Here is a 24,310-nt window from a genome sequence, read left to right as displayed (position 1 = left end):
GCTCAATGGCGCGCGAAGGGCACGACCGTCGCGGAGCGGCTGGAAGGAGCGTCTGCGGCGTCGTCGACCAGGCGCAGCGTCTGGCGACGATGCAGGATCTCGCGCAGGTCCGAACCGGCGACGCCGAGTTGTTCGGCTGCCTTGTCGATCGGCAATCCCTCGCAGACGATGAGGCTCACCGCGGACCAGTAGATCGCCGCCTCCACCCGAGTGTGTCTTTCCATGCCGGGGACACCTGCGTCGCCATGACGGCGCTCATGGTGCGGCGGCCCGGCGTGCCGTGGGCAGCCACAGAAATACCTAGCGGACTACGTTGATCGAGAGTCGCTCATCGGTAAGCCGCGACTGGCGGTCGCTCTCCACGAGCCGCTTGCTCACGAACTGCCAGTTGGCGAGATTCTCGATCACCGCGCCGACGAACCGCGCGCGTCGCCTCAAACCGTGCGTTGCGTCGAAAATTTCCCCCGCAAATCCCGCTCAATCGGTGCGAGCAGGCGCAAGAGCGTCTATATTCGGGCCGTCGTTGACCTGTCCGTTGAAAGACAGGCAACGGCTTGCATCGTGTCGGGGGCGCTCGAGGGAAGACGATGACTTTGGCCAGAACAACCTGGATCGCGATAGTCGTGGCGATGTCGGCGGCATCGATCGCGCCGTCCGCACTGCCGCAGGCGAACGATCCTCCGGCCTCATCCTTCGCCACGCTCAAGTTCGAAGGCGCATGCGACGCATCCAACAATCGTCTATGGCTGTCGAACACTCACACCTTCAAGACCATCAGCGTCAAGGTTCGCTGGCGCGCCGCCGGGGGCAAGGACCTCGTCGAGGATTTTTTTCCGGGGCCCAATTCCATTCGTGAGATCGGCTGCGCCGCCGACGCAGAAATTCTCGAAGCGAACTTCGCCGACTTCTGATCGCATCGTTCCGCCGTGCGGCCCGGCGGCGAGACGCCTCGTTGAGACCTCAATGAGCGCGACTTCCTGTATACGCACGATCCAATATTTGGACTGATCGTCCACAGTGACATACTCCGGCCATCGCGGTGGCCTGGCGCCCGCGTGTCGGCGCAGGGAGCGCAACGAGCAGACCAGCGTCGATCGTCTCCATTCAAGCAAAGACAAGAAGGAGTACGCGAATGCATCTGGGGGTCATTTCGTCGCCGCGGCGTACGCGCACGCTGGCACTGGCAGTCGCATCCACGCTCGCCCTGGCTCAGACCGCCGCTGCGCAAGAAGCCAGAAAAAGCGAACTCATCGATACCGTCATCGTGACGGCGCAGAAAAAGGAAGAGAACCTGATCGACGTGCCGATCGCCGTGTCGGCCTTCAACGAGGCGGCGATGACGCGCCGGCAGATCGATCAGGCCACCGACCTGCAGCTCAACATTCCCAACATTTCCTACAGCAAGACCAACTTCACCAGTTCCAATTTCCAGATCCGCGGCATCGGCGTGACGTCTGTCGGGTCGAGTTCCGATTCCGGCGTGGAAACGCATTTCAATTCGGTGCCGCTGAAGAGTCCGCGCATTTTCGAAACCGAGTACTTCGACATCGAGCGTGTCGAAGTCCTGCGCGGCCCGCAGGGCACCCTGTACGGGCGCAACGCCACCGGCGGTGCGGTGAACGTGCTGCCGAAGAAACCGCAAGTGGGCGAGTTCGGCGGCAATGTGGAAATCGAGGCCGGCAACTACAGCGAGCTGAAAGGCAAGGGCGCGATCAACCTGCCGCTCGGCGACAAGGCCGCGCTGCGTGTCGCGGGCATCGCGTATCAACGCGACGGCTATGCGAAGAATCTGTACACCGGCAACGACATCGACGGGCGCGACCAGTGGGCGGCGCGTGCGGCGCTGCGCCTTACGCCCAGCGATGCCACCGACATCACGCTGACGGTCAATCACTACGACGAAGACTCCTCGCGTTCGCGCGTGACGAAGGGTCTGTGTCATCGCGATCCCGCCGGCGCTTACGGCTGTCTGCCCGACCGCCTCGGCTTCGACACCGGCAACATGCGCGGCACGCTGGCCGGCAATCTCGCCGAGTTCGGCCCGCTGCTGCTGGATCTCGCCTCGCTGCCCGGCGAAGCCCCGGTGCTCGATGGTCTCTTCCTCGGCATCGCGCCGATTCCGCCCGCGCTGGTACAGCTCGGCACGGACGTGAACCTGGGTGCGCCGTCATCCACCAGCCTGCGCGAGGGTTATGCCGAGTTCGATCCGACTTACCGGGCGGACGAAACCATCGCCACTCTCGAGTTCGTGCATGACTTTGGTTCGGTGACGTTCACCTCGCTGACGGGCTACCAGGAAACGACGTTCGTCGGCCGCACCGACTACAACTGGAGCATGGCGGGCATGCCCTACAACGGGCCGGCGCTCGACTATCTCACTGCGCTCATGGGCGGCGTGCCGATCAGCCAGATCGATCCGTCGCTGCTGGGCTCGCTCAGCGGCAACATTCTCAATGTCGGCGATCGTTCGCGGAACTATGACCAGTCGGATCAGGACGGCCATCAGTGGTCGCAGGAATTCCGGCTGTCGTCGAGTTTCGACGGGCCGCTGAACTTCCAGGTCGGGCTGTTCTATTTCGACACCGATGTGGACGAGAACTACACGGTCGTCACCAGCGAACTCGACTACTGGGCGCTGGTATCGAGCGCCTATTCGCCGTACGTCGATTCGGCGCCGCCGTACTACATCAACGCCACGCCGTCGGCGGCACTGAAATCCACCGCGGCGTTCGGCGAGCTGTACTGGGACATGACGGACTCGTTCAAATGGACGCTCGGCCTGCGCTACACGCGCGACGAAAAGAGCATCGAGGATCGCCAGATGCTGTTCGCCGTGCCGGTGCTCACGCCGCCGACCGCGACGCAGTTCGACGATTTCCGCGTCGACGAGACGACCTTCAACGAGTTCACCGGGCGCTTCGGCTTCGACTGGAAGCCGGGCTGGTTCGACGATTCGACGCTGTACGCGTTCTATTCGCGCGGCTACAAGGCGGGCGGCTTCAATCCGCCGGCGCAGGACAACGTGGCGCTCGCGAGCGTGCCGCCCGTCTACGATCCCGAGTTCGTGAATGCGTTCGAGATCGGTTCCAAGAACGTGATGGCCGGCGGCCGCGTGCAGGCGAATCTCACCGCGTTCTTCTACGACTACACCGATCTGCAGGTGTCGAAGATCGTGGCGCGCACGTCGGTGAACGAGAACGTCGACGCGCAGATCTACGGTGTCGAAGGCGAGTTCGTGTTCACGCCGGTCGACAATTTCGTGATCGACGCCAACGTGGCCTATCTCAAGACCGAGATCCAGGACTTCAGCAGCATCGATCCGCGCGACGTCAGCAATGGCGATCCCAACTGGACGACGGTCAAGAACATCCAGGACGGTTCGAACTGCGCCGTGCCGACGGCGGTGATTCCGACAGCCATCGGTGCCGGCGTCATGCTGCCCACGGCGCTTGGCGGACCGTTCGGCCTGTGCGGTCCCTTGAGCGAGTTCTTCGGTGCAGTGGATGGCATCGCCGCCAACCTCGACGGCAACGAACTGGCGCTGTCGCCGGAGCTGTCGTTCAAGATCGGCATGCAGTACACGTTCCACTTCGGCAACGGCATGCGCCTGACGCCGCGGGTCGACTACTACTGGCGCGACGACTTCTACGGCCGCATCTACAACAAGCCGATCGACCGGATCGAGTCGTGGGATCTGCTGAATGCCCAGATCGATCTCACGTCGGCGAATGACACCTGGTACGTGCGTGCCTTCATCAACAACATCATGGATGACGACAACATCACGGGCATGTACGTGACCGATGCGTCGTCGGGCCTGTTCACCAACGTGTTTGCGCTGGAGCCGCAGACGTACGGCGTGGCGCTGGGCTTCCGGTTCTGAGAGGCGGAGGATCTTTCTTCCTGTGGGGCCGGCTTTCCCGCGGGATTCCCTTCGGTCACAGCCGGCTCTTGTTGTAGGTCAGGCTTCAGCCTGACCTCCGAGGCCGGCTGTGACCGAAGGGAATCCCGCGGGAAAGCCGGCCCCACAGCGGAAGGTCAGAACCCCCGCAGGATCGCGAACTCCTCCAGCGGCGCCCGATCCGTCCGCAGCGTGTTGATGGGCGCCGCTTCGTCGCGATGGCCGAGCGCCATGCCGCAGAAGAGCATGTGTTCCGACGGAATGGGCAGGAACTCGCCGAGCGTTTTGTACCAGACGGCCCACGCCTCCTGCGGGCAGGTGTGCAGGCCGCGTTCGCGCGCGAGCAGCATGAGGTTCTGCATGAACATGCCGACGTCGGCCCACTGATCCTGTCCCATGCGTCGGTCGAGGGTGAAGAACAACGCCACCGGCGCGCCGAAGAATTCATAGTTGCGGGCGAACTGCTGCAGCCGGCCGGCCTTGTTGTCGCGCGCGATGCCGATGGTCGCGTACAGATCCTCGCCGCACTTGAAGCGCCGCGAGCGATACGGCTCGTGCAGGTCCGGAGGATAGATGGGGTACTCGCTGCCTTCGCCAGCCGGCTGCGCGGGCAGCTTGCTGCGGATCAGCGCCTTGAACTGCGCCAGCGGTTCGCCCGCCAGTACGTGGACCAGCCAGGGTTGCAGGTTGCCGCCCGACGGCGCGCGCTTCGCTGCTTCCAGAATTTCCACGACCGTCTGTTTCGGTACCGGCGTATCGAGGAAGGCGCGACAGCTCATGCGGGTGTCGATGGCGGCGGAAACGTTCATGCGCGTGCCTGCACGGGCCTGGATGACGGGCGGGATCATAGGCGATCGCGGCGCCGTGGATTCGTCCGCCTGTTGCCTGTCCGTGCAACCACAGGAAGGAGGCTCGCGATCACTTCGTGACCGCGAGCCGCGAACCGTCCTCCTGCGAGAGAGTGTGCCGCGTGTACGAAGAATCGGTGAAGGAGTGCGAGGGGCCGGGTTTAAAAAGAAGCGTGCGTAACATTCGTGGTGTTACGCACGCCCTGCATCCGAGATGGCTCAGGGGGATAGTCAACCACCGTCGTAAGCATGTTTAAAACGTTACCGGAGAAACTGGTCCGCAGACATCGGGCCTGCCGACCTCTGCGAACCCACTCACAACCACCCGAAGGTGTCGAGCATGAGTAATGCACGAGGTGTGCCAGTCTCGCCGCAGGCCGGGATCGGCCTGATTGCTGCGTTTTACGCCGCCATCCGTGCGGATACATGCACTCGCGGTGTGCAGGTCGGTGCAGTGCCGCGCCATCGATGCGCAGAATTGATCGGATGATGAATATCTGCTCTTCCTGTGGGGCCGGCTTCAGCCGGCCTCTGACTGTAGGTCAGGCTTCAGCCTGACATCCGAGGCCGGCTGAAGCCGGCCCCACAGGAAGAGGGCTATTCCCTGCGATTCTCCAGCGCCTCGATGGTCTTCGGCCAGTCGTCCTTCAGCAGGCGCGACAGCGAGCGGTCGGCGAGCACTTCCAGTCCGCCGCGCTGGTAGTCGGCGAGGTTCGCCGCACCCTGCACGATGTGCAATGACGCACGCCGCTTCGTGCCCGCCTCGGTCAGCGTCAGTCTGCCGTCGGGGAACTCGAATTCCAACAACGCCAGCCGACCCTTGCCTCGATGGCCGGCCGCATACCAGTGCAGCCGGCCCGCGATCATCAGATGAATCACGAACCAGACATCGCCTTCGAAACCGATGGCGATGCGCTTGCCGAGCCGCCGCAACGCCACGACCTTGCGCCCCTCGCAACTCTGCGGCGTCGGCTCGACCGTCCGCAGCAGAAACGGATTCTTCACCACCACCCGCTGCAGCGGCTGACCGACGATACGGGCCTGCAGCGCTTCGATGTAGACGGTGATGTCGGGCAGTTCGGGCATTGGGAGCGGAAAAGAGCAATGGCCGCAAGAAGGCACATAAGGATCACAAGAAAGAAAACAGCAGATCTGAATTCCTCATTTGAGTTCTTTGCGCCTTTTTGCGGCCATTCCTCCCGACTCAGAGCTCCCGCAGCCCCGTCGTGATCGGCAGTTTCGCCGCGCGCAGGCTGGGCAGCAGTCCGCCGACGAGGCCGAGCAGCAGCGCATAGATGAGAGCCTGCACGAGCAGCGCCGGGGTGACGGTGAAGGCGAAGGTGATCTGGCTGAAGGTGGCGAAGTTCATGGTCGACGCCTGCATGCCGTTGAACGCGAAATACGCGATCAGCATGCCGGCGACGCCGCCGATCAGGCCAAGCAGCAGCGCTTCCACCAGCACCGACACGACGACGGGGAGCGAACCGAAACCCAGTGCGCGCAAGGTCGCGATTTCCCGCGTCCGTGCCGCGACGGCCGAGTACATCGTATTCAGCGCGGCGAAGACGGCGCCGAGGCCCATCAGCACGGCGATCGCAGTGCCGAGGCTGCGCACCAGCATCGTGAGCGTGCGCGACTGTTCTTCGTAGAACTGCTTTTCCGAAAACACTTTCACGTTCAGGCGCGGATCGGCGGTGAGCGCGTCCTTGAATTTCTGCATCTCGCCGGCGCTGTCCAGTCGCACGCGCATCGACTGATACGACGAACCGCGGTTGTACGCGCTCTGCAGCACCGATACGTCGGTCCAGATTTCCGATTCGGCGACGCTGCCACGGTCGGCGAAGATGCCGGTGACGAGCCACTCCGTCGTGCCCCAGCGCAGGCGGCTGCCGACCGTCAGTCCCCGGAACTGCTTCACGGCGCCGCGGCCGACGATGACTTCGAACGTGCCCGGCGTGTAATGCCGCCCTTCGACGATGCGGAATTTCTCGCGCAGCTTGCTGGCGTTGGTCGACGCGCCGCGCAAGGGAACGTTGGCCGCCGTGCCGGTGGTGCGCAAGGGCACGTCGACGACCACGTACAGCTCCGGTGAAGCGATGGCGCCATCGGCATCGCGCCTGACGCCAGGCGCATCGCCGATCAGCCGCGTCTGTTCGAGCGAGAGATTGCTGCCCATTTCGTCCGTCGCGCCGCCGCGCAGGACGATGGCGACGTCCGCAGCGCCAGACTGATCGAGCACGGCGCGGAATCCTTCGGCAATCGACAGCACGCCGATGAGCACGGTGACGACGCCGGTGATGCCAACCAGCGCCACGATCGACGAGCCGAGCCGCTCGCGGATGTTGCCGAGGTTCAGCGCCGTGACGGCGGCGATCTGGGATGCAGTGCCGGCCATTACGCTTTCCTCAGTGCATCGACGATCTTCAGTTGCCACGCCTGTGCACAGGGCAGCGCGCCGGCAAGTGCGCCCAGGCCCACGGCCAGCAGCGCGCCGATGACGTAGGTGCTCGGCGGCATGCCCAGCGCGGGGAAGAACTGTTGTATGAGCTCCCCTAGTCCGGCAGCGACCGCAAATGCAAGGGCGATACCGATCGCGGCACCGAGCAGGGTCAGCAGCAACGTTTCCGCCAGCACCATGGCCGTGACCTGGAAACTCGAGAAGCCGAGCGTCTTCATCACCGCCAGTTCATTGGTGCGCTCGCGCACGGACTGTCCCATGGTGTTGGCGATCACCAGCAACATCGTGAAGAAGACAGCAGAGGCGACGGCGGTGACGATCGCGCCGATGTTGCCCATCTGGTTGGCGAAGCCCTGCACGAAGGCTTTTTCCGTCGTGGTCTTGGTCTCGGTCGAGGAGTTGGTGAACAGCGCGTCGATCCTGGCGGCGATCTCGGCGGAGCGGTCGGGATCGGCGATGCGCTCGACGATCCAGCCGATCTGGTCGCGACCGAAGGCGCGCGCTTCGTTCAGATAGTCGTACTGGAAATAGACAGAGGAGTTGTCGCCATTGGCAGCGTGGTAGATGGCGACGACTTTCAGATCCCAGGTGCCGCTGCCATCCGTCTTGGTCCAGATGCTGGAGCGCAGCGGAATCGTGTCGCCGACTTTCCAGCCGAACCGCTCGGCGACTGCACTGCCGACGATCGCGCCGGTGCGATCCGCCTCCCACGCGGCGCGCTCCGCGTCGGTGACCTTGTATTCGGGATATACCTCGAAAAACAGCTTCGGGTCGGCGGTCATGGCGACGATCTGGTTGCGGTCGTCCTGATAGACGCCGCCGAACCAGTCGTGCGACATCGCGACCCGCACGCCGTCGATGCTGCGCACGCGATTCAGATAGCTCTGCGGCAGCGACTGGATCAGCGACACCTTGTGGATGGTGACGAGCCGGTCGACCCCGGCGAGATCCGCGCCGCCCGTCAGTGCCGCGCGCATGGTCTGCAGGATGCCGAACAGCAGGAACGCCACGACGATGGACGCGAGCGTGAGCCACGTGCGCAGGCGCTTGCGTTGCAGGTTGGACCAGAGCAGGGGGAGATACTTGAACATTCCTGATTCACCTGCTGCCAGTGCGGAGAAGACGCGGAATGGCCGCAAAAGGCGCAAAAGGCGCAAAAGAGAAACCCGGATCAGAGAATGGACGTGCGCGCTGACTCTTCATTCCGGCCTCTCTTTTTTGCGCTTTTTGCGCCTTTTGCGGCCATTCTCTTAGGCCGCCGCGCGAATCAACTGCCCCTTCTCCAGATGCAGCGTCCGCTTCGCGCACGCCGCGGCATGTGGATCGTGCGTGACCATGATGATGGTCTTGCCGTGCCGTTCGTTCAGCGCCCTGAGCAGGTCGAGGATTTCGTCGCCGGACTTGCGATCGAGATCGCCGGTCGGCTCGTCGCACAGCAGCAGCGTCGGATCGGAGACGATGGCGCGGGCGATGCCGACGCGCTGTTCCTGACCGCCGGACAGTTCGCGCGGCTTGTGCCGGGCGCGTTCGCTCAGGCCCACCAGACCCAGCGCGGCATTGGCGCGCTTGCGCCGTTCCGTCGCGGACAGCTTGGTGAGCAGCAGCGGCAGTTCGACATTGCGTTCCGCCGTCAGCACCGGCAGCAGGTTGTACATCTGGAAGACGAAGCCGACGTGATCGGCGCGCCAGCGGCCGAGCGCCGCGTCGCTCATCGTGTCGGTGCGCTGTCCGGCGATGTCGATGGTGCCGCCACTCGGGCGGTCGAGCCCGCCGATCAGATTGAGCAGCGTGGATTTGCCGGAGCCGGATGGCCCCATGAGGGCGAGGAAATCGCCCCTGGGAATGTCGAGGTCGAGGGCGTGCAGCACATGCACGGTTTCGCTGCCGCGCCTGTAGTCCTTGGCCAGGCTGCGGATCTTCACGAGTGTCTCGTCAGTCACGTCGGCTCCCTCGGTCAACGTTGCCAGTGCGTGCCATTGTTGCGGTCATCGATGACAGCTCCTGTCATCGATGCGGCACATCAGCCGGATTTCTGCTTGATGCTGCCGCCGTCCTTCAGACCCTCGACGGGCGTCGCCACGACGGTGTCGCCGGCATTGATGCCCGACAGCACTTCGATCTGGCCGTCGCGTTCGCCGCCGGTGCGTACGGCCACCCGTTCGACTTCATCGCCCTGGACTCGCCAGACGTAGCTGGTATCGCCTTCGCGAATCACCGCCGTGGCGGGCAGGCGCACGGAAGGACGTGTCGCGACGCTCTGCTCGACGCCGCGGTTCTCCAGGAAGCTCACCTTCACGCCCATGTCGGGCAGGATGCGCGGATCGAGCGCATCGAAGCCGATGCGCACGCGCACGGTGGCCTTCTGGCGATCCGCCGTCGGCACGATGTTGATGACGTGACTCGGGATGGTCCAGTCGGGATAGGCATCGAGCACCGCTTCGGTCTTCTGCTCGTCCTGCACGCGATTGATGAAGGCCTCGTTCACGTCGACTTCGATCTCGCGCGAGGACATGTCGACGATGGTGGCGATGCCCGTACGCGTGAAGCCGCCGCCGGCGGAAATGGGCGACACCATTTCGCCGGGCTGCGCGTCCTTGGAGACGACCACGCCGTCGAAGGGCGCGCGGACCAGCAGATCCTCCAGATCCTGCGCCCGCACGCGCAGCGTGCCTTCGGCGACTTCGACGTCGCTGCGCAGCGATTCGAGGCGCGCGCGCGTCGCGGCCACTTCCGACTGCGAGGCGTCGAGCTGCGATTCGCTGACCAGCTTGTCGGCGCGCAACTGTTCGTTGCGGCGCAGGGTCCGTTCGGCTTCCGCGAGTCGTACCTTGACCTCTTCGAGCTTGATGCGCGCGGACTCGAGCTGGCGTTGCGACAGCGCATAAGTCTGCTTGGCAGTGCTGTCGTCGAGGCGCGCAATGAGCTGACCTTCCTTGACGTTCATGCCTTCCTCGATCATCACTTCGGCGACCTTGCCGGTGACTTTCGACGACACGGTGGCCTGCCGGCGCGCGACGACATAGCCCGATGCATTCAGCACCGCGGAACCGCCGCCGCTCGCGCCCGCTGCCGCAACGGCCGTTGCCGTTTCAACTTCGACTGCCGGATTGCGCAGCAGCGCCCAGGCCGCGGCAGCAATGGCGATGGCCAGCACGATGATGAGGAACCCCTTGTAGGGCTTGCCCGAGTCCGACGAGGGTTCGGGGCCGCGTTCGATGCGCAGACTGTCCAGCGCGTTCTGGTCGAGTGACATGTGCGTTGTACTTTTTTCGAAGAAGCCGGAGGGCGCATCGGGAGAACGATGCGGCGGGATTCTAAAGGCTAAACTCCGGCGGCGTTAAGGCGGCACCGGCGAAATGCGCCAGATCGCCGGTCGAGGTCTGCAGGTCAGGTCTGTAAGTCTGGCCTGTAGGTCAGGCTTCAGCCTGACTCCTCAGAAAGGCCGGCTGAAGCCGGCCCCACAGCTACGGCAGTTGCACCGCTCCCTGCTTCGCAAAGGCATCGAGATACCCGCGGATCGCGCCGATTTCCTCGTCGGTGAAATGTGCGAAGCGGGCCCGGGCGACTTCCGACATCAGTCCCAGGTCGCGATCGCCCAGGCCCTTGCCGTGACGCATCAGCCGGGTGAAATCATTGTCCGAATAGGCTGCGACGATCGCGAGGTTCGGTGTTTTCAGGTAGTCCCAGCCTTCCAGTCGCGCGCCATGGCATTCGGTGCAGGACGTCATCACGAGATAGCGGCCCTGCGAGAGCGGATCGGCCGCGTTCGGCGCCGGCACGTACGGCAGATCGGCGATCCGCTGCGCCTGCGGCGTGAACTGGCCGGTGACGATGCCGACGCGACCGAGCGGACGAACGTCCGTGAGGCGCTCGATGCCGTCGGTTTCGGGGAAGCTGCGAACGTAGGCCACGATGGCGGCGAGATCGTCGTCGGTCAGGTGCCTGAACATCGTGGAGGGCATGATCCAGGCGCTGGTGCCGTCGTGCTTGATGCCGTGGCGGATCAGACGTTCGAGTTCGGCATCGGTGTAGTCCTTGACCGCGCTGGTCAGATTGGGCGCCGTGATGTGCACGATGCCGGGCTTGTCGAAGAGATCGGTGCCGGTGAGATCGTGCCCGTGACATTCCGTGCAGCCATACACGGTGGCGAGCCGCTCGCCGCGGCGCACCGAATCGCGGTCACTCGGGGCGTTGAATGAACCGGGCGGAATGTCGTAGGTGCGCGCGACGACGCGTTGCGATGCAACGAACAGCCACGCCGCAGCACACAGCAGCAATGCGGCGGCCGAGGCCACGGTGACACCGAGCCACTTGAGGAATCGTTTCATGGAAGCACCAGCGAAGGACGTCGGTGCAAGTCTCTGCGGAAACCCGCCACGAACCATCGATCTGAGGAGCCATGGCGAAGAGCCACGACTGCCCGGACGCTGGTGAATCGACGGTCAGGTTGGCGCGGTCGCCGACAGCAGTGCGTCGCTCAGCGGCAATGTCGGCAGCGTGAAACAGATCAGCGCGCCCTGATCAGGTTTCGCATCGGCCCAGACCCGTCCGCCATGACGCTCGATGATGCGCTGGACCGTCGCCAGTCCGATGCCGGAGCCTTCGAACTCGTTGGTGCCATGCAGCCGCTGAAACGGCTTGAACAGTTTCTGTTCATACGCCATGTCGAAACCGGCGCCGTTGTCGCGTACGAAAAACGTCGCCATGTGGCCGGCAGTCTGCTGGCCGATTTCGATGCGCGCGTCGGCCGTTTTCGCGGTGAACTTCCAGGCATTGCCGATCAGATTCGCGAGCAGGTCGCCGATCAGCCGGCGATCGCCATGGGCAGTCATGCCCGGCTGGATGGCGATGTGGACGTTGCGCTGCGGATCGGCGTGATGCAGATCGGCCACGACATCGGCGGCCAGCGCGCTGACATCGAGAATCTCGCGATGCAGGGTGTGCCGCGAGATGCGCGACAGCGCCAGCAGCGCCTCGATCAGTTCCGACATCTTTTTCACGCTGGCCTGGATGCGTGTCAGGCGCTCGCGCTGCTGATCGTTCACCGAACTGCCGAGCGATATTTCCAGCATGCCGGCCTGTCCGGCGATGGTCGACAGCGGCGAACGCAGATCATGCGAGACGGACGCCGTGAAGGCTTCCAGTTCGCGGTTGGCGCGTGCCAGCATTTCGTTCGCTTCGCGCAGCTGCTTCTGGCCCGGCGACTGGACGATGCCCGGCCAGGCGCGCCAGAGCATCGCGGCGGTCGGCAGCGATGCGGCGGCCGTGGCGAGTTTCAGCAGTCCTTCGAGCCAGTACTGCGCATGCCAGACGTTCCACACATCCATCGCATGCGTCAGGCCGCACAGCGCGATGAAGATGCTGAACCACAGGAACAGGGCATTGAACGGCAGATCGCGCCGGCGTCGCGCGATGCGCAGCAGGACGAAGGGAATCGCGAGATAGGCGGCCGCGATCAGCAGGTCGGGCACGACATTCAGCCACAGGACTTCCGGCGTCCACAGGTAGCAGTGCCCGTGCGGCATGAAATGGCGGGTACTGAAAAAGGGAACGTCGGGTTCCATCGCTCTGGCTCCTGTCGATTCGCGGTCGCTGCCTTGCGCGATGAACCATTCTCCCGGGCTCGATTGCAGGGGCAATCAGACCGGGGCGGAATCTGGCGGCGGCGTTGCCCGTGTCGTCTCAGCTCAGGCTGAGTTTTCGGCAGATAAAGTAACCGCAGCCGCGACGTATCGGAAGACGGCGACGGCTATTGCAGCGCCTGATACACCAGATTGCGCATGATCGAGCGATAGTAGGTGCGGCGCTCGATGTTGAGTTCCTGCAGCATCATGATGGCGATGAGCTGCTCCTGCGGATCGATCCAGAAGTAGGGGCCGGTGGCGCCGCCCCAGAAGTAGTCGCCGATCGAACCCGGTACCGAGGCGCGACCGCTTTCGATGCGCACACCCACGCCGAGGCCGTAGCCCTGGCCGAGCTGCGGCAACGGCGCCGTCAATCCCAGTTCCTGCACGAAACCGCCATAGCCGACGCCGGGCGGCAGATGGTTGTGGGTCATGAGTTCGACGGACTTTCGCGACAGCAGACGCACGCCATCGAGTTCGCCGCCGTTGAGCAGCATGCGACAGAAGCGTGCGTAGTCGTTCGCGGTCGACAGCAGTCCGCCGCCGCCCGAGAACCATTTCGGCGGCTTCGCGGGGTTGTAGCCGACGACGACCGCCGGACTGCCCGGCGCGCGCTGCGGCTCGGCGAGTCGCGATACCTGTTCGTCGTTCAACAGAAACGCCGTGTCCGGCATCCGCAACGGCTTCGCGATGCGCTGCGTGACGAACTGGTTCAGGTCCATGCCGGAGATCACTTCGACGATGCGGCCGAGCACGTCGGTGGACATGCCGTATTCGAAGGTCGTGCCGGGTTGATAGGCGAGCGGCAGCTTCGCCAGTTTGTCGATCAGTTCGGCATTGGTCTGCTGGTCGTCCATCGTGTTCGCCGCGCGGTTGGCGCGCTGCACGAGCGAGTCGCCGAAGATGCCGTAGGTGAAGCCGGAGGTGTGGCGCATCAGGTCCTGCACCGTCATTTCGCGCTTTGAGGGTTCGAGCACGAGCGTGCGTTCGCCGCCGTCGTTCTTTTCCACGCCGACCTGCAGCTGTTTCAGTTGCGGCAGATATTTCGACACGGGATCGCCGAGCTGCAGCCGGCCTTCTTCCATGAGCATGAGCGCGGCGACCGACGTCACCGGCTTGGTCATCGAAGCGATGCGGAAGATGCCGTTCGCGGGCATCGCCGCGTTCTTTTCCTTGTCGCGCGCGCCGAAGTGCTTCGCATAGGCGACCTGGTCCTTGCGCACGATCAGCACCACGGCGCCAGGGATGACGCCGTCGCGAACGTCGCCTTCAAATTTTTCCGTGAGACGGTCGAGACGTTCCGGCGAAAAACCGGCAGCGGCCGGTGTGGCGGACGAGGCGGTCGTGGCATTCATGATCAACACCGTGGCAAGCAAGGGCACGATCGATTTCATCGTTCATCTCCGGTCATACCAGACCCGTGAGGTAGTAGAGCGCGATCACCGCGAAGACGGCGAGCGTCTTGATGCAGGTGATCGCGAAGATGTCCTTGTAGGACTGCCGGTGCGTCAGGCCGGTGACTGCCAGCAGCGTGATGACGGCGCCGTTGTGCGGCAGCGTGTCCATGCCGCCGCTGGCCATCGCGGCCACGCGATGCAGTACGTCGGGAGGAATGCCTGCGGCCTGCGCAGCGGACATGAACTGTTCCGACATTGCCGCGAGCGCGATGCTCAGTCCGCCCGAGGCCGAGCCCGTGACGCCGGCGAGCGTGGTCACGGTGATCGCCTCGTTCACCAGCGGATCGGGAATCGCCATCAATGCATTCTTGATGACGAGAAAGCCGGGCAAGGCGGCGATGACCGCGCCGAAGCCATATTCGGATGCCGTATTCATCGACGCCAGCAGCGCGCCGCTCACCGCCGTCTTCGTGCCGTCGGCAAGTTTCTGCAGCAGCGGACGGAACGCGAACGCCAGCACCGTGAGGATGCCTGCGACCAGCGCGCCCATCACGGCCCAGATCGCCGTCACCGACGACACCTGCGTCACCAGCGGCTGCGCAAGTCCTGCGAGCTGCGTTTCGAGGACCGGCTCGTGCACGCGCGGAATCCAGCGCGTCAGGAGCAGATTCGCGACGCCCACGACCACGAGCGGCAGGATCGCGATCGCGGGATTGACGACCTGCGTCGCCGGCAGCGGTTCGGGTTCGTTGCTGTGTCCTGCGCCATATCCTTCGCCATTGCGCTGCGCGACGCGACGGCGCCAGTCGAGATACGCCATGCCCGCCGCCAGCACGAGAGCGGCGCCGCACAGTCCCAGCATCGGCGCGGCCCAGGCAGTGGTGCCGAAGAACGTCGTCGGAATGATGTTCTGGATCTGCGGCGTGCCCGGCAGCGCATCCATGGTGAACGTGAACGCGCCGAGCGCGATGGTGCCGGGAATGAGGCGCTTCGGAATGTTGCCGCGCCGGAACATTTCCGCGGCGAAGGGATAGGCCGCGAAGACCACCACGAACAGCGAGACGCCGCCATAAGTCAGTACCGCGCAGATCAGCACGATGGACAGCATGGCGCGCTGTTGGCCGAGCGCGCGGATGACGGCGGCGGAGATCGACTGCGCGAAGCCCGACATCTCGATCAGCTTGCCGAACACCGCGCCGAGCAGGAACACGGGGAAGTAGAGCTTCAGGAATCCAACCATGCGCTCCATGAACAGTCCGGTGAAAACCGGAGCGACGGCCGATGGATCCGTCAGCAGCACGGCCAGCAACGCAGCGAGCGGCGCGAACAGGATCACGCTGTAGCCGCGATAGGCCGCGATCATCAGCAGCGCCAATGCGCCAATCGCGATGACGAAGCTCATCAGGATCCCCCGGAACGCCGATCGAATTAATTCATCAGTTGATGAGTTTCGGCGGAGAGTGCCCCGGCAGGCTGGCAGTTGTCAATTTGGGCGAAGACGGAGGGTTTCGAGCGGGGATCACGGAAGAGGAAGGTTTCACACGGAGATCACGGAGACCACGGAGTTAAAGATGGGGAAGAGCTTCTTCTGTGGGGCCGGCTTCAGCCGGCCTTTGCACTTGAAGAGGCCGGCTGAAGCCGGCCCCACAGAGAAGAAACTCCGGTTCCGGACTCCTTACTGATACCGTCGGCCGTTGTGTTCCAGCCAGCCGTCGGGATGGCGGCCCTGCGGATCGCGATGCGTCCAGTGGATGACGCCGCCCTTGTCGTTCCATTCGTATTCGCCGAAGAATGCAACGGTGTCGCCTTCGCGCAGCGATTCGATGCGCGGTGCGAGATCGATGTTGTGCGCGATCAGCAGCGTCTGGCCGGAACCGAGTTCGAGCAGGAACCGTTGATGACGCGAGCCTTGCCGATCGTCGGACAGCAGTTTGCGAACCACGCCCTGCGCCCGTATCTGCAGATTGCTCTGCTGATTCTCGAAGGCGCGTGCGAGCACGGTCTCGGCGTTGCTTTCACTGGCGCCCGCGGGTGCCGATGAAAGCGTGGTCGACGGCGCGGGCGTGCCGACCGGTGCATTGCGTGTAGCGATCAGCCAGCCGCCGCCGACGATCAGCAGGGCGATCAGGATTCTTTTCATCGGTGCGTCGATTCCCGGGAGCAGCGTCGTGACTATCGCAGAAAACCGGATCGAGGAAGTCATCCGCTTCTGGTTCGACGAGTTGACGCCGCAGCAATGGTTCGTGCGCGACGATGCCGTCGATCGCAGCATTCGCGAGCGATTTCTGCCGTTGTATGAAAGCGTGAGTGCGCATCCTGCGGAGGTCGTGCCGACCACCGCACGGCAGGCGCTCGCGACAGTGCTCGTGCTCGATCAGCTGCCGCGCAATCTGTTTCGCGGTTCGGCTCGGGCGTTTGCGACGGATGCCCGGGCGCTGGCCATTGCAGAGCAGGCCGTCGCTTCAGGCTGGGATCGGGAGTTGAGCGCGCCGCAGCGCATGTTTCTGTACATGCCGTTTCAGCATGCGGAGGATCGCGAGATTCAGTCGCGTTCCGTGGCGCTGTTTGCGGCGCTGGGCGTCGAGCAGTCGCTCGACTATGCGCATCGCCATCAGGAAGTCATCGAGCGATTCGGGCGCTTCCCGCATCGCAACGCGGCGCTCGGCCGCGAGTCGACGCGCGAGGAAATGGAGTTCATGAAGCACCATCCAGGGTTCTGACGGCCCCTGAAACGACTGTGGGCCGGGTTTTGAGGCCCGGCCCACAGAAAGGGATCAACTGCTGGAAGCAGCGATTACCAGCGACCGCCGCCGCCGCCGCCGTAGCCGCCGCCACCACCACCGCCGTAGCCGCCACGGCCACCACCGCCGCCGCCGCCGAAGCCGCCACGACCACCGCCGCCACCGCCGCGGGGCTTGTCCTGGGCTTCATTGACCTTCAGCGGGCGTCCGCCCATGTTGTGGCCATTGAGCGCCTGGATCGCGCGTTCCGCGTCGCCGCGGGGCATTTCGACGAAGCCGAAGCCACGAGGACGGCCGGTTTCGCGGTCGTTGATCAGGCTGACCGAGTCCACGGTGCCGTGCTGCGCAAACAGCTCGCGTACGGCAGCTTCATCGGCGGAAAAGGGCAGGTTGCCCACGTAAATCTTGCTCATTCAAAAAAGACCTTTGAGAAAGCCTGCAGCGCTTCGTGCTTGAAGTCGGAAGCAGGCGGAAACTGACAACGACCTTCCTGCCCCGGGTGGGCGCGGATCGGTCTCCTGGATCGGGAACAACCGGTTTTGGATACCTTGGGCGGACTTTGTTACCGATCAAGGAAGGCAAAAGGCAGGGTCTCGAGCCGGTCGCGACTATACCCGTTTGTCGGGGCGCGGAAATCACCATTTATGGGGGATTGGTCACAAAGAGGGGCGGGATTTCCCTGAATCCGGCCCCTGATCGTTGCTGTGACAACGACTTGGGCCCGTAAGGCCCTCCGCGTTGCCGGGGAGGGCCGGACGGGGCTTACGAGGTCGCCTGATCGGTGGCGTCCCGGTTGCGGCGCTCCTTGAACCGCTCGCGACGCTCCTCCCAGCGGGCCTTGCGTTCGGCCAGCAGCTGCGGGATCTGCGCCTTCTGCTCGGGGGTGAGCAGCGCGTAGATCTGCGTCTGCGTATCGCTCGACTGCTGGATCGCGTCGGCGGCGAGCTTTTTCCGGTCGGCAATCAGCGCCGGATACTTCGGATCGTCGGGCATCGTGCTGGCGAGCGCGGTGCGGTTGCTGCGCTGTTGATCGCGCAATGCCTCGCGCTGCTGCCGGGTGTTCGCGAAGACCGAGCGGACGCTCTGCTTCTGTTCGTCCGTGAGATCGAGCTGCCGCAGCGTTCCCATCAGCGGCGCGCCGCCGTGACGATGCATGTGATGGCCGTGGCGTTGGCCCGCGTCCTTGCCGTCGGCGCCGACACCGGCATAGGCGATGCCGCCGGCAATCGTGAGTGCCGCGCAGGCGGCGAGAATCGACGTGCGCAATCTGTTCGGGGTCATGAATTTCTCCTGGATCGATGGACGAATCGGCTTCGTGATGACGCAGAGTTCGACAGCTCCCGGAGCGTCATGCTCCGGGAAGACTGCAGGACTTTTGTAACCAAATGAAAGCATCGCGCCCGTTCAGCGATCGTTTGAGCATCAGTAGAAGATGCCGTTGATCACCTGCATCACGACACCCGTCGTGATGGCCGCGAGCACCACGTCGTTGTCGACGCGCACCCAGTGATAGCCGCGCGGCGGCGGACGCAGGCGATAGGTGCCGTAGTCGTAGACGACGTAGCGCGGCGCGTAGTACGCAGCCGGCAGACGCGCGCCGCGATACCACGCGTGCGGACGATACCCGTGCGGCGGCGCGTAGCGCACGACCTTGTAGCGGCCCTCGTGGCGATGATCGTAGTGGCGGTCATGGCGGTGATCCTTGCGATCGTCCCGGTGGCGATGGTCGCGGTTGTCGCGACGATCGTTCCAGACGCGTTCGTCGCGCGTGCGGTCGCGTGCATGCGAATCCGCCATTGCGACCGTTCCCATCAGCGTCGATGCAGCCAGAGCAGCAACCAGCAGGCGTTTCATCGTGATCTCCTCGAGCCGGATCATCCGGCGCGGGCACACTATCGCGCGAGCCGGCTGATGCATCGCTGAACGATTCCGGTCAGTCTGCGTTCAGCCCCGCGGCACGCATCCGGACGAATTCAGTAAAAATCGCAGCCGGATTCCGCTGGCCGTGCCGCAGGCCGCGCGGTACTTTACGCGCAGGGAGGACAGGGAAATGACGGTCGATCTCGGTAATCAGGCGGTGTTGCGGGTTCGTGGCGAGGACACCGTTTCCTCGTCAACGCGGCTGTCGTCCGATCCTTTCGAGATTTTCCTCGAAGCGATGCTGCAGGTCCGGCTCGAATGCCACTTGTGGAAAGCCCACTTCATCCACCTGTCCGGCCATTCGCTGCCGGAAGGCACGTCGGCCGACTATCGCGACGTCTGGGATCTCATGCTCGCGAAATGGATTCCCGAGTACTCGCCCGAGAACTATCGTCGCTATGCGCCGCTGTTCGACAACGCGCTGCGCGACCTGCGCCTGCGTTTCGATCGCCTCATCGTCGTCTTCAGTCGCGTGCTGCCGCGCGACGTGCGCAAGCGCATGGAGAAGGCCATCCGCCAGCTCGACTTCGCCGCGGCCAGTTACAGATGGATTCCCGCCCGGACGCATATCGAAGATCCGGCCGTGCTGTTTGCCGCACGCTTCAAAGGCGTGATTCGCGTGCTGGGACTGATCGCGCGCGATGCGGATGAGCGGCTGCGCACGATGGTCGATTGAACAAAGCTCTCCGGTAGCCCTGTAAATCCGTGCCCGGCCCGGAACCTTCTGCATCGTCATGTCTTGGTTCCTCACAGCAGAGGAGAAGTGCCATGGCCCAGATCAGCAAGGCGAAAGTAGCGATTCTCGCTACACACGGATTCGAACAATCCGAACTGCAGGTTCCCCAGCAGAGACTGCGCGATGCCGGAGCGACCGTGACGGTCGTTGCGCCGCAGGCCGGCGAAATCCGCGGCTGGAAACACAAGGACTGGGGCGACAGCGTCAAGGTCGATCGCACGCTCGACGAAGCGAAGCCGGACGAATTCGACGCGCTGGTGCTGCCGGGCGGTCAGATCAATCCTGACCTGCTGCGCGTCGATGAGAAGGCGCTGAAGTTCGTGCGCGCCTTCCTCGAGTCAGGAAAAGTGGTTGCTGCGGTGTGCCACGGCCCGTGGCTGCTGGTCGAACTCGACGCCGTACGCGGTCGCAACGTGACTTCGTACAAGTCCATCAAGACCGACGTGAAGAATGCCGGCGGCAAGTGGGTGGACAAGGAAGTGGTCGTGGACGACGGCATCATCACCAGCCGCAATCCCGACGATCTCGACGCGTTCTGCGCCAGGATCATCGAGGAGATCGCCGAGGGCAAACATGCACGACGTGAGCAGCGCAAGGCCGGCTGAGCGGACGGATCGTCGCCATGCAGTATGAACTTCATTACTGGCCCGGCATCCAGGGCCGCGGTGAATTCGTGCGTCTCGCGCTCGAATACGCCGGCGCAGCGTATGTGGATGTGGCAAGAACCGATGAGGCTCACGGCGGCGGCGAGGAAGCGCTGATGCGCGCCATGCGTAGGCCGGAGCTGCGGCATCCGCCGTTCGCGCCGCCGTGGCTCAAGGCGGGCGAACTCCCCACCGGTCAGCCCGCCACCATCCTTTTGTTCCTGGACCGCCGGCATGATCTCGCGCCACAGGAGGAGGCCGGCGAGCTGTGGGCGCATCAATTACAGCTCACGCTCGCCGACTTCCTCGTCGAGATCCACGACGTGCATCACCCGATCGGCGTGGGTCTCTACTACGAAGAGCAGATCGAAGAGGCGAAACGCCGTGCGCAGGATTTCCGCAAGCATCGGGTGCCGAAGTTCCTCGGCTACTTCGAGACGGTTCTGACGCGCAATGGCGCCGGCTTTCTCGTCGGCAGCCGATGCACGTACGCCGATCTTTCCCTGTTCCAGATCGTCGCGGGACTGCGCTACGCGATGCCGAAGTGCATGCACGCCGCCGAGCGCAGAGTCCCTGGTGTCGTCGCGTTGCACGACCGCATCGCGTCCGAGCCGCGCATCGCGGCGTATCTGGCGTCGCCGCGCCGCATCGCCTTCAACCAGGAAGGCATTTTCAGACACTATCCGGAGCTCGACGGCCCCTGAGCCGGAGCGCAAGTGTCCCGTCGCGCTTTGACGGCGAAAATGCCGTCTCGCTAAGCTGTCCGCCGTCGCCTCGCCAGGCGGGAGAATTCCATGGCAGACATGCTGTACGACGGCACCGTCCTCACCTGGACGGGCAAGGGAAAGTTCAAGGCGACTTCGGGCATGCCCGGGCATCAGACGCCGGCGGATCAGTGCCTGCCGGAAGCGGGGCCGGTACCCGAAGGGCTGTATCGAGTGCCATTGATCAAGGGGACTTCGGCGCGCGACGACGGCGCCGGCATCTGCCGCCTGGAACCGTCGTGGCGCGTCGAATCCATTCCGCGCGGCGCCGAGGCAGGTGCATGCGAACCGTACTGGGCGAACTGGGGCCACAACCGCGTCCGCATCGAGCCGGCCAACGCAGCGACGCGGACGACCTGCAGTCCCGCACGCAGCGGTTTCTATCTGCACGATTCGACCAAGGGCTACAGCCACGGCTGCATCGAAGTCGACACGACTTTCTTCGGCGTGTTGCGGTCGGCGATGAAGCAGGGGACGAAGGTGTTGACGCTGCAGATCAAGTACAAGCCCGGTTCGACCAATGGCGGTACGAAGAAATGAACCGGCGCGCGTTCGCAGTGATGGCAATCGGTCTCGTAAGCGCGTGCAGCAGCGCGCAGGGCGACGTCGCCATCGAGAACTCGCTCGATGCATGCATTGCGTTACAGCCGGCGAAGCTTGCGAAGATCGAAAGCGCCCTGTTCCTGCCGACGACCTGGACGGTGCGCAAGAGCACGGGCGAGTGCGGCTGCAAGTCGGCGTTGATTTCCTATCGCGTCACCGCCGGTCCGCGCAGCGAAGTGATCGCTACCGGCGTGCTGTCCTCGCTGAACAAGCAGAACTACGCCTTCCTGATCAATCCCGATGCGGGCATTGCGTACGGCGAGCGATACTCGTTGTTCATCGGCTGCGCCGGCTGAACCCGGTTCACCGCTTCGCTTTGTCCAGCCATACGCCCACGCCCTGGGCGTTCAGCTCCACATCCGTCGCCAGCAGCGCGTGCAGCTTCTCGTCGCTGTCGGTCGATCCGCAGCGCCGCAGTTCGGTCATGTAGATGTCCTGGAATGCGGCCTTGAGGCGCGCATGGCGATCCGGTGCGGCCGCGAGTTCGAGCGCCGCTTCGACCATCGCATCGACCTGGGACAGCAACTGCTGCGCGATGTTCTCGGGATTGCCGACTGCGCCGTAGTGCGTCAGATACAGCACTTGCGGCTGCGCCCGTAACATCCGCTCGATCGAGGCGCGCAATGCCGGCGGATCGAACTGCACTGGCGCCGTGGCGGGAATGACGTGCCGGCCGCGCGGCGTGGTCAGTGCCGGATAGGCCAGCCCCAATGTATCGCCGGTGAACCACCCGCGGCTCGCTTCATCCCAGATGCAGTCGTGATGCAGCGCATGTCCCGGCGTCTCTGCGAAGCGCAGCGGACGATCGCCGAGTTCCAGAACGAGATCGTCGTGGGTTTCGAGCACGCGATCGGCCGCGACCGGTACCAGTTCGCCATAGTCGCGCGCCGCGATTTCGGCACCGTAAACCCCGCGCACGCCTTCCATCAGCTTCGTCGGATCGATCATGTGCCGCGCACCGCGCGGATGGACGACGAGCTTCGCATTCGGCAGCTGCTGCATCAGCAAGCCCGCACCGCCCGCGTGATCGAGATGCACGTGCGTGAGGATGACGTAATCCACCGCCGATCGATCGAGGCCGAGATATTCCAGTGCGGCGAGCAGGCGCGGTACGGAGTTGTTCGTTCCCGTATCGACATAGGCGGCGCGACCGTTGCCGACGATGAGATGACTGGCATCGAACAGCTCGTGCACGAAGCCCGTGTCGATCACGCTGATGTCGTGAGCGAGCTGCTGGACGAATTGTTGCGGATGGTCGGGAGAATAGGTCGACATGTCGGTGGCGGCGTTCGCTGGCGAGGATGTCATTCTGCCAGCATCGCGGCGGTCTGAAGACCGCATGGGCCGGCGCTGCGCTGCGGGCGTCGGGCTGCCACGTCAGCCATTCGAGCTGCGCACGAATTCCGCGAAGCCTGTGACGAACTGCCGCAGCTGGCCGCGGACTTTCTCGTCGATGAGGTTGCCGTGTTCGTCGAACACGCTGCCGGCGCGCGACACCATCAGCCGGCCGGCGAACCAGGGTTGTGTCCGCAGCGTGCGCAACACCGGCAGCCACGCGTTCTGCGACAGCTGCGTGCCGAAGGGACCGGGCGAAGCGCCCATGACGGCGACCGGTTTGCCGCCGAAGACGCGGGCGATGTCGTCCGCCGGCCGACTGAGCCAGTCGATGGCGTTCTTCATCACGCCGGGAATGGAGTTGTTGTACTCGGGCGTGCACAACAGCAGGCCGTCGGCGGCGGCGATGCGATCCTTCAGCGCGGCGACAGCTGCAGGAATGCCGTCGCTCGCTTCGAGGTCGCCGTCGTAGAGCGGGATGTCCCGGATGCTGCCGATCTCGATCGTCGTCCCGGCTGGTATCAGTTCAGTCGCGGCGCGCAACAGGGAAGTATTGAAGGACTGACGGCGCAGGCTGCCGGAAAGGCCGATGATCGTGGTCATGAGGCGAGTCTCGAAGAAGTGGGGCTCGCCGATTCTGTGCGGTGCGGACAGGGTCGGCTAGTGCGGGAATGCCGGGCTCTTCTGTAGGTCAGGCTTGTAGGTCAGGCTTTAGCCTGACTCCCTAAAGAAAGGCCGGCTGAAGCCGGCCCCACAGGCAGAATGGGCCCCACTGAGAGGTCTAGGATCCCTTCGCCAGCGCCGCCTCGATCGCCTTCGTGAGTTCCGGGCTGTCCGGTGTCACCTTGCTGCCGAAGTGCGCAATCACCTTGCCGTCGCGGCCGACCAGGTATTTGTTGAAGTTCCAGCCCGGCTCCGCACCGGTCTTCGCGGCCAGTCCCTTGAACAGCGGATTCGCGTCCGGCCCCTTGACGGAAGAACGGCTGAACATCGGGAAGGTCACGCCGAAATTCTGTTTGCAGAATTTCGCGATCTCGCCTTCGTCCTCGAATTCCTGGTTGTTGAAGTCGCCCGACGGGAAGCCGAGCACGACCAGGCCCTTGCCTTCGTAAGTCTTGTAGAGCTTTTCGAGCCCTTCGTACTGCGGTGTGAAGCCGCAATGACTGGCGACGTTCGTTACCAGCAGCACCTTGCCGCCGTAGGTCTGGCAGATGTTCTCGGCCGGTCCGAGCAGTCGGCGCTGGCTGGCGTCGATGTCGGACTTGGGGCAGTCGATGGCATGCGCGCTCAGGCCGAACAGCGAAAGTGCGATCAGTGCGGTGAATCTCATGCGCAGGTC

27 protein-coding genes are annotated in these 24,310 nt (G+C 64.1%); 8 read left to right on the top strand and 19 right to left on the bottom strand.

The genetic code is table 11. The features are described from left to right. Positions 1–2: 2 nt before the first annotated feature. Both V7D81_RS13575 and V7D81_RS13570 read right to left on the bottom strand, forming a co-directional pair. A complete protein-coding gene (locus V7D81_RS13575; RefSeq protein ID WP_324317113.1) occupies positions 3–224 on the bottom strand; it encodes a hypothetical protein in 222 nt (73 codons plus the stop codon). A gap of 76 nt (positions 225–300) precedes the next feature. Further along, on the bottom strand, positions 301–438 hold the full coding sequence (locus V7D81_RS13570; protein WP_324317111.1) for a hypothetical protein: 138 nt from the start codon (positions 436–438) through the stop codon (positions 301–303). A 149-nt stretch (positions 439–587) separates the two neighbouring features. Between V7D81_RS13570 and V7D81_RS13565 the strand changes: the two genes are divergently transcribed. Together V7D81_RS13565 and V7D81_RS13560 are read left to right on the top strand one after the other, a co-directional pair. Beyond that, on the top strand, positions 588–911 hold the full coding sequence (locus tag V7D81_RS13565; protein ID WP_324317109.1) for a hypothetical protein: 324 nt from the start codon (positions 588–590) through the stop codon (positions 909–911). A 221-nt stretch (positions 912–1,132) separates the two neighbouring features. Continuing rightward, positions 1,133–3,883, top strand: coding sequence for a TonB-dependent receptor (locus V7D81_RS13560; protein ID WP_324317107.1), 2,751 nt, complete (start codon positions 1,133–1,135; stop codon positions 3,881–3,883). Positions 3,884–4,038: 155 nt separating this feature from the next. On the opposite strand, the gene V7D81_RS13555 is transcribed toward V7D81_RS13560, so the two are convergent. The 11 genes from V7D81_RS13555 to V7D81_RS13505 form a co-directional block, all read right to left on the bottom strand. Beyond that, entirely contained in the window at positions 4,039–4,710 is a 672-nt protein-coding gene (locus V7D81_RS13555) for a nitroreductase (RefSeq protein WP_324317105.1), read from the bottom strand. 636 nt (positions 4,711–5,346) lie between these two features. Then, complete coding sequence (locus V7D81_RS13550) at positions 5,347–5,835, bottom strand: DNA-formamidopyrimidine glycosylase family protein (RefSeq protein ID WP_324317103.1); 489 nt, start codon at positions 5,833–5,835, stop codon at positions 5,347–5,349. 118 nt (positions 5,836–5,953) lie between these two features. Then, positions 5,954–7,144 (bottom strand): ABC transporter permease, encoded by a 1,191-nt coding sequence (locus tag V7D81_RS13545; RefSeq protein ID WP_324317101.1) that lies wholly within the window; start codon positions 7,142–7,144, stop codon positions 5,954–5,956. Beyond that, positions 7,144–8,298 (bottom strand): ABC transporter permease, encoded by a 1,155-nt coding sequence (locus V7D81_RS13540; RefSeq protein ID WP_324317099.1) that lies wholly within the window; start codon positions 8,296–8,298, stop codon positions 7,144–7,146. The genes V7D81_RS13545 and V7D81_RS13540 overlap by 1 nt, the downstream gene beginning before the upstream one ends. Before the next feature lie 159 nt (positions 8,299–8,457). Continuing rightward, entirely contained in the window at positions 8,458–9,147 is a 690-nt protein-coding gene (locus V7D81_RS13535; protein WP_324317097.1) for an ABC transporter ATP-binding protein, read from the bottom strand. An 80-nt stretch (positions 9,148–9,227) separates the two neighbouring features. Continuing rightward, on the bottom strand, positions 9,228–10,460 hold the full coding sequence (locus V7D81_RS13530; protein ID WP_324317095.1) for an efflux RND transporter periplasmic adaptor subunit: 1,233 nt from the start codon (positions 10,458–10,460) through the stop codon (positions 9,228–9,230). Between the two features lie 211 nt (positions 10,461–10,671). Further along, on the bottom strand, positions 10,672–11,535 hold the full coding sequence (locus V7D81_RS13525) for a c-type cytochrome (protein WP_324317093.1): 864 nt from the start codon (positions 11,533–11,535) through the stop codon (positions 10,672–10,674). 114 nt (positions 11,536–11,649) lie between these two features. Further along, entirely contained in the window at positions 11,650–12,771 is a 1,122-nt protein-coding gene (locus V7D81_RS13520) for a sensor histidine kinase (RefSeq protein ID WP_324317091.1), read from the bottom strand. Positions 12,772–12,956: 185 nt separating this feature from the next. Further along, a complete protein-coding gene (locus V7D81_RS13515) occupies positions 12,957–14,225 on the bottom strand; it encodes a serine hydrolase domain-containing protein (protein ID WP_324317089.1) in 1,269 nt (422 codons plus the stop codon). Between the two features lie 13 nt (positions 14,226–14,238). Beyond that, positions 14,239–15,630 carry a GntP family permease gene (locus tag V7D81_RS13510; RefSeq protein WP_324317087.1) on the bottom strand — a complete coding sequence of 464 codons (1,392 nt, stop codon included), beginning with the start codon at positions 15,628–15,630 and terminating at the stop codon, positions 14,239–14,241. Positions 15,631–15,903: 273 nt separating this feature from the next. After that, positions 15,904–16,368, bottom strand: coding sequence for a DUF3465 domain-containing protein (locus tag V7D81_RS13505; protein ID WP_324317085.1), 465 nt, complete (start codon positions 16,366–16,368; stop codon positions 15,904–15,906). Between the two features lie 28 nt (positions 16,369–16,396). Here V7D81_RS13505 and V7D81_RS13500 point away from each other — a divergent pair, with 28 nt between their 5' ends. Further along, positions 16,397–16,948 (top strand): DUF924 family protein, encoded by a 552-nt coding sequence (locus tag V7D81_RS13500; RefSeq protein ID WP_324317083.1) that lies wholly within the window; start codon positions 16,397–16,399, stop codon positions 16,946–16,948. A 74-nt stretch (positions 16,949–17,022) separates the two neighbouring features. On the opposite strand, the gene V7D81_RS13495 is transcribed toward V7D81_RS13500, so the two are convergent. The 3 genes from V7D81_RS13495 to V7D81_RS13485 all read right to left on the bottom strand — a co-directional run bounded on the left by V7D81_RS13495 (position 17,023) and on the right by V7D81_RS13485 (position 18,823). Next, positions 17,023–17,382 carry an RNA recognition motif domain-containing protein gene (locus tag V7D81_RS13495; RefSeq protein WP_324317081.1) on the bottom strand — a complete coding sequence of 120 codons (360 nt, stop codon included), beginning with the start codon at positions 17,380–17,382 and terminating at the stop codon, positions 17,023–17,025. A 349-nt stretch (positions 17,383–17,731) separates the two neighbouring features. Then, positions 17,732–18,250, bottom strand: a complete 519-nt coding sequence (locus V7D81_RS13490) for a Spy/CpxP family protein refolding chaperone (protein ID WP_324317079.1) — start codon at positions 18,248–18,250, stop codon at positions 17,732–17,734. 141 nt (positions 18,251–18,391) lie between these two features. Further along, positions 18,392–18,823 carry an RcnB family protein gene (locus V7D81_RS13485; RefSeq protein ID WP_324317076.1) on the bottom strand — a complete coding sequence of 144 codons (432 nt, stop codon included), beginning with the start codon at positions 18,821–18,823 and terminating at the stop codon, positions 18,392–18,394. A gap of 196 nt (positions 18,824–19,019) precedes the next feature. Between V7D81_RS13485 and V7D81_RS13480 the strand changes: the two genes are divergently transcribed. The 5 genes from V7D81_RS13480 to V7D81_RS13460 all read left to right on the top strand — a co-directional run bounded on the left by V7D81_RS13480 (position 19,020) and on the right by V7D81_RS13460 (position 21,932). Then, a complete protein-coding gene (locus V7D81_RS13480; RefSeq protein WP_324317074.1) occupies positions 19,020–19,565 on the top strand; it encodes a hypothetical protein in 546 nt (181 codons plus the stop codon). Positions 19,566–19,657: 92 nt separating this feature from the next. Next, a complete protein-coding gene (locus V7D81_RS13475; protein ID WP_324317072.1) occupies positions 19,658–20,230 on the top strand; it encodes a type 1 glutamine amidotransferase domain-containing protein in 573 nt (190 codons plus the stop codon). A gap of 17 nt (positions 20,231–20,247) precedes the next feature. Further along, positions 20,248–20,973, top strand: coding sequence for a glutathione S-transferase (locus tag V7D81_RS13470; protein WP_324317070.1), 726 nt, complete (start codon positions 20,248–20,250; stop codon positions 20,971–20,973). A 90-nt stretch (positions 20,974–21,063) separates the two neighbouring features. Continuing rightward, entirely contained in the window at positions 21,064–21,573 is a 510-nt protein-coding gene (locus tag V7D81_RS13465) for a hypothetical protein (protein ID WP_324317068.1), read from the top strand. 20 nt (positions 21,574–21,593) lie between these two features. Beyond that, entirely contained in the window at positions 21,594–21,932 is a 339-nt protein-coding gene (locus V7D81_RS13460) for a DUF2195 family protein (RefSeq protein ID WP_324317066.1), read from the top strand. Positions 21,933–21,939: 7 nt separating this feature from the next. On the opposite strand, the gene V7D81_RS13455 is transcribed toward V7D81_RS13460, so the two are convergent. The 3 genes from V7D81_RS13455 to V7D81_RS13445 all read right to left on the bottom strand — a co-directional run bounded on the left by V7D81_RS13455 (position 21,940) and on the right by V7D81_RS13445 (position 24,301). After that, positions 21,940–22,911, bottom strand: a complete 972-nt coding sequence (locus V7D81_RS13455; RefSeq protein WP_324317064.1) for an MBL fold metallo-hydrolase — start codon at positions 22,909–22,911, stop codon at positions 21,940–21,942. A 102-nt stretch (positions 22,912–23,013) separates the two neighbouring features. Then, on the bottom strand, positions 23,014–23,574 hold the full coding sequence (locus V7D81_RS13450; protein ID WP_324317062.1) for an NADPH-dependent FMN reductase: 561 nt from the start codon (positions 23,572–23,574) through the stop codon (positions 23,014–23,016). A 178-nt stretch (positions 23,575–23,752) separates the two neighbouring features. Further along, complete coding sequence (locus V7D81_RS13445; protein ID WP_324317060.1) at positions 23,753–24,301, bottom strand: glutathione peroxidase; 549 nt, start codon at positions 24,299–24,301, stop codon at positions 23,753–23,755. Between the last annotated feature and the right edge of the window lie 9 nt (positions 24,302–24,310).

The sequence above is a fragment of the Povalibacter sp. genome (assembly GCF_036735925.1).
Taxonomy (GTDB): Bacteria; Pseudomonadota; Gammaproteobacteria; order Steroidobacterales; family Steroidobacteraceae; genus Steroidobacter.
The sequence above is the reverse complement of the archived record's forward strand: the minus strand, read 5'-3'. Positions and strand labels throughout refer to the sequence as shown.